The organism is Frankia sp. CcCS3 (assembly GCF_977927575.1).
In genome coordinates this window covers 1-4,389 of the sequence record NZ_CDWRCL010000150.1, presented here as the reverse complement: position 1 = coordinate 4,389, position 4,389 = coordinate 1, and the positions used below count along the sequence as shown (strand labels likewise).

2 protein-coding genes and 1 pseudogene are annotated in these 4,389 nt (G+C 70.4%); 2 read left to right on the top strand and 1 reads right to left on the bottom strand.

Features of this window, described 5'->3' with window-relative positions; all coding sequences use genetic code 11:
* The first annotated feature begins 24 nt into the window (after positions 1 to 24).
* Positions 25 to 912: pseudogene (locus AC08OQ_RS13485) on the top strand (AAA family ATPase).
* 116 nt (positions 913 to 1,028) lie between these two features.
* On the top strand, positions 1,029 to 2,465 hold the full coding sequence (locus AC08OQ_RS13480) for a vWA domain-containing protein (protein WP_476599187.1): 1,437 nt from the start codon (positions 1,029 to 1,031) through the stop codon (positions 2,463 to 2,465).
* A 60-nt stretch (positions 2,466 to 2,525) separates the two neighbouring features.
* On the opposite strand, the gene pgm is transcribed toward AC08OQ_RS13480, so the two are convergent.
* On the bottom strand, positions 2,526 to 4,217 hold the full coding sequence (gene pgm, locus AC08OQ_RS13475; RefSeq protein WP_476599185.1) for a phosphoglucomutase (alpha-D-glucose-1,6-bisphosphate-dependent): 1,692 nt from the start codon (positions 4,215 to 4,217) through the stop codon (positions 2,526 to 2,528).
* Between the last annotated feature and the right edge of the window lie 172 nt (positions 4,218 to 4,389).

Sequence of the window (4,389 nt, the reverse complement as noted above, 5' to 3'; positions counted from 1 at the left end):
TTTCATTTCGACTCCAAGGTGGCCATGTCGCTGCAGGAACACGCTTTCGCCGACGTCGCTGATGTGCGGGAACGGCTTCGCGTGACCGGATACCTTGCGGACGAGGCGATTGCCACCACAGTCTTCCTCGCGGATCGGCTGCGTAAACCGCTGCTTGTGGAGGGGCCCGCGGGTGTCGGTAAAACCGAGCTCGCGAAGGCGCTGGCGACCGCGGTTGGCGCCGAGCTCATTCGGCTGCAGTGTTACGAAGGGCTTGATGAAGCTCGCGCATTGTACGAATGGAACTACAAGAAGCAACTGCTGCGCATTCAGGCCGGATCGGGAGACGGCGGTGCCGAGGGTTGGCAGCAGGCCCACGACGACATCTTCAGCGAGGAGTTCCTGCTCTCTCGGCCGCTGTTGACGGCGATCCGCCGCCAGGAGCCGACGGTGCTGCTCGTCGACGAGACCGACAAGGCCGACGTCGAGGTGGAAGGCCTGCTGCTGGAGGTGCTGTCCGACTTCCAGGTGACGATTCCGGAGCTCGGTACCATCAGCGCCGCCCGCCGTCCCTTCGTCATCCTGACCTCCAACGCGACGCGGGAGCTGTCCGAGGCGCTCAAGCGGCGCTGCCTCTACCTCAACCTGGACTATCCCTCGGCCGAGCGGGAGAAGGAGATCGTGCTCTCCCGGGTGCCCGATCTCCCGGAGAGGCAGGCCGAATCGCTGGTCCGGATCGTCCGCGCGCTGCGGGCGATGGAACTGAAGAAGGCGCCCTCCATCGCCGAGACCATCGACTGAGGCCAGACCGTGCTCGCGCTCGGATTCGACACGTTCGACGAGGCCGCCGTCGCCTCGACCCTCGGTGTCGTTCTCAAGCACGCCAGCGACCAGGCCCGAGCCATCAGTCACCTCAAGCTCGGCGCGAACTGAACCGCCCGAGCCCAACCCATCGACTCCATCAACTCCATTGAACTGATCGAATCCATCGAACTGATTACTAGCTGACGGCCGTCGCCACGGCCGCACGTCCACGAGGGGGCGCCGGCATGAACCTGCTGGACCGCACCGTCGATTTCACCGCGGCGCTGCGCCGGGCCGGTGTCCCGGTGAGCAGCGCCGAGACCGTGGATGCCGCCAGGGCCGTCGGCGCGCTGGGCTGGGCCGAGCGGGACGCCGTCCGGGCAGCGTTCGCGGCGACCCTGTGCAAGCGGCCGCTGTACCGGCCGGCTTTCGATACTCTGTTCGACCTTTACTTCCCGCCCCGGATCGGGGACGGCGTGTCGCTGGACGACCTGGACGACCTGGACGACCCGGCCGGGGCGGCGAACGGCGCGGCGGGGGACGTCGGCGTCGACCCTGGCGAGCTGTCGCCCGAGCAGCTGGAGGAGCTGCGCCAGGTGCTGCGCGACCAGTTGCTCGACGCGCTGCGTGACGGCAACGACGAGGCGCTGCGCGCGCTTGCTCGGCAGGCGGTGAGCGCGTTCGGGTCGGCGCGCGGCAGCTCCGCCCGCTCGTGGTTCATCTACCGGGTGCTGCGGGTGATGTCGGCGGAGACCCTCATCGCCGATCTGCTCGCGGCGATGCTGGCGGATTCCGAACGTGGCGGACTCGCCGAACGGGCCGCCCGGCAGACCATCACCGACCGGATCCGCGAGTTCGAGGAGATGGTGTCCACCGAGGTGCGGCGGCGGATGGCCGAGGAACGCGGCCTCGATGCGGTCGAGCGCACCGCGGTGAAGCCGCTCAGCGACCAGGTCGAGTTCCTGCGAGCCTCCCAGCGGGACCTGGTGGAGCTGCGCCGGCAGGTCTACCCGCTCGCCCGGCGGCTGGCGACCCGGCTGACCGCGCGGCGCCGGCTCGGCCGCATCGGCCGGCTGGACTTCCGGCGCACGGTGCGGGCGTCGCTGGCTACCGGCGGCGTACCGGTGGAGACCAGGCACCGCCCGCACAAGCCGCACAAGCCCGAGCTGGTCGTGCTGTGCGACGTCTCCGGCTCGGTGGCCTCGTTCGCGCATTTCACCCTGATGCTGACCCATGCGCTGCGCGAGCAGTTCGCCAAGGTCCGGGCGTTCGCCTTTATCGACACGACCGACGAGGTCACCAGGTATCTGCGCGGCCTCGACCTCGGCGACATGATGGCCCGCATCTCCGGAGAGGCGGACCTCGTCTGGTTCGACGGGCACAGCGACTACGGGCATGCCATCGAGGTCTTCGCCGAGAAGTACCCCGAGGCGGTCGGTCCCAAGACGTCGCTGCTGATCCTCGGTGACGCCCGGAACAACTACCGACCGACCTCGGCGACCATCTTCAGGCGACTGTGCTCGCAGGCCCGGCACTCCTACTGGCTCAACCCGGAGCCGCGCAGCTACTGGGGCTCGGGCGACTCGGCGACAAACGTGCACGCCGAGCTCGTCGACGAGATGGTGGAGTGCCGCAACATCGAGCAGCTCCAGGCGTTCATCGGGCGGCTTCTTCCGTCTTGACGGTCCCCAGCCCCGGCCCGGTCCCAGGCCGGCTCCGGGACCGGCCTGGGACCGGCAGGATCAGCCGCGGGCGAGGGCGGCGTCGACGATCGACTGTGCCTCCGTGATGACCTCGTCGAGATGCCCGGGGCCCCGGAAGCTCTCCGCGTAGATCTTGTAGACGTCCTCGGTGCCGGAGGGCCGGGCGGCGAACCAGGCGTCGTCGGTGACGACCTTCACCCCGCCGATCGCCGCGCCGTTGCCCGGCGCGTGCGACAGCGCGGCGGTCACCGGCGAACCGGCGAGCGTCGTCGCGCTGAGGCTCTCCGGGGTGAGCGCGGCCAGGATCTTCTTCTGCGCCGGGGTGGCCGGCGCGTCGACCCGCCGGTAGGCCGGGGCGCCGTGGGCATCGGTGAGCTCCCGGTACAACTGCCCGGGGTCCCGGCCGGTGACCGCCGTCATCTCGGCGGCGAGCAGGCAGGCGATGATCCCGTCCTTGTCGGTCGTCCACACCGCGCCGTCGCGGCGCAGGAACGACGCGCCCGCGCTCTCCTCGCCGCTGAAGCCCAGGTTCCCGTCGGTCAGACCGGCCACGAACCACTTGAAGCCCACCGGCACCTCGACCACGTCGCGGCCGAGGCTCGCCCCGACCCGGTTGATCATGTTGGAACTGACCAGCGTCTTGCCGATCGCCGTCCCGGTCGGCCAGCCCGGGCGGTGGCCGAACAGGTAGGCGATGGCCGCGGAGAGGTAGTGGTTCGGGTTCAACAGCCCGGCCGTGCCGGTGACGATGCCGTGCCGGTCGGCGTCGGCGTCGTTGGCGAGGGCGACGTCGAACGAGCCGGCCAGCCGCACCAGGGAGGCCATCGCGTACGGCGACGACGGATCCATCCGGATCCTGCCGTCCCAGTCGGTCGTCATGAAGGCGAAGGTCGGGTCGATCGTGGTGTTCACCACGTCGAGGTCCAGCTTGTACCGCTCGGCGACGGCCTGCCAGTACACGAGGCTCGCCCCACCGAGCGGGTCGACGCCGATGCGCACCCCGGCGCCGCGGATCGCGTCGAGATCGATGACGTCGCCGAGGTCCGCGACATAGGCGCCGACGTAGCCGTGGACCACGGCGGCGGCGCGCGCCTGCGGGTACGGCACCCGGGCCACGCCCGCGAGGCCACCGTCGAGCAGGGCGTTCGCGCGATCCTGGATGACCTTGGTGACGCCGGTGTCCGCCGGACCGCCGTGCGTCGGATTGTACTTGAACCCGCCGTCGGCGGGCGGATTGTGCGACGGCGTGACGACGATGCCGTCGGCGAGGCCGCGCGCCGGGCCGGTCGCGCCGGTGGTGCCCGTCCTGCCCGTCCTGTTGCTTGACGTGCGCTCGCGGTTGTGGCGCAGGATCGCGTGCGAGATCACCGGGGTCGGGGTGGCCTCGCCGTCCGGGGCGATGCGTACCGCGACGCCGTTCGCGGCGAGGACCTCCAGGGCGCTCGCGAGCGCGGGCGCTGACAGTGCGTGCGTGTCGATCCCGACGAACAGCGGTCCGTCGACGCCGGCCTCCTTCCGGTAGTCGCAGATCGCCTGGGTGGTGGCCAGGATGTGGTCGGCGTTGAAGGAGCCGCGCAGCGCCGAGCCACGATGACCGGACGTGCCGAACGACACCCGCTGGGTCGGATCGGTGGGATCGGGATGGATCTCGTGGTAGGCGGCGAGCAAGCCGTCGACGTCAACGAGATCCTCGGGGGCGGCGGGTTGCCCCGCACGCGGACTGGTCGGCATGGGCGGGGTCTCCTCGCGGGGGGCGGGGCCGGCCTGCGGCCTGTGGTCAGCCTAGCCGGGTGGGCCGTTCCGGGACGGGCCTGCCTGCGGCGGTCACGGCGGTGGGTGTGAGACCAGTGGGTGTGAGGTGCCGTGGTGGGTGAGGTGCCGTGGTGGGTGTGAGGCTTTGTGG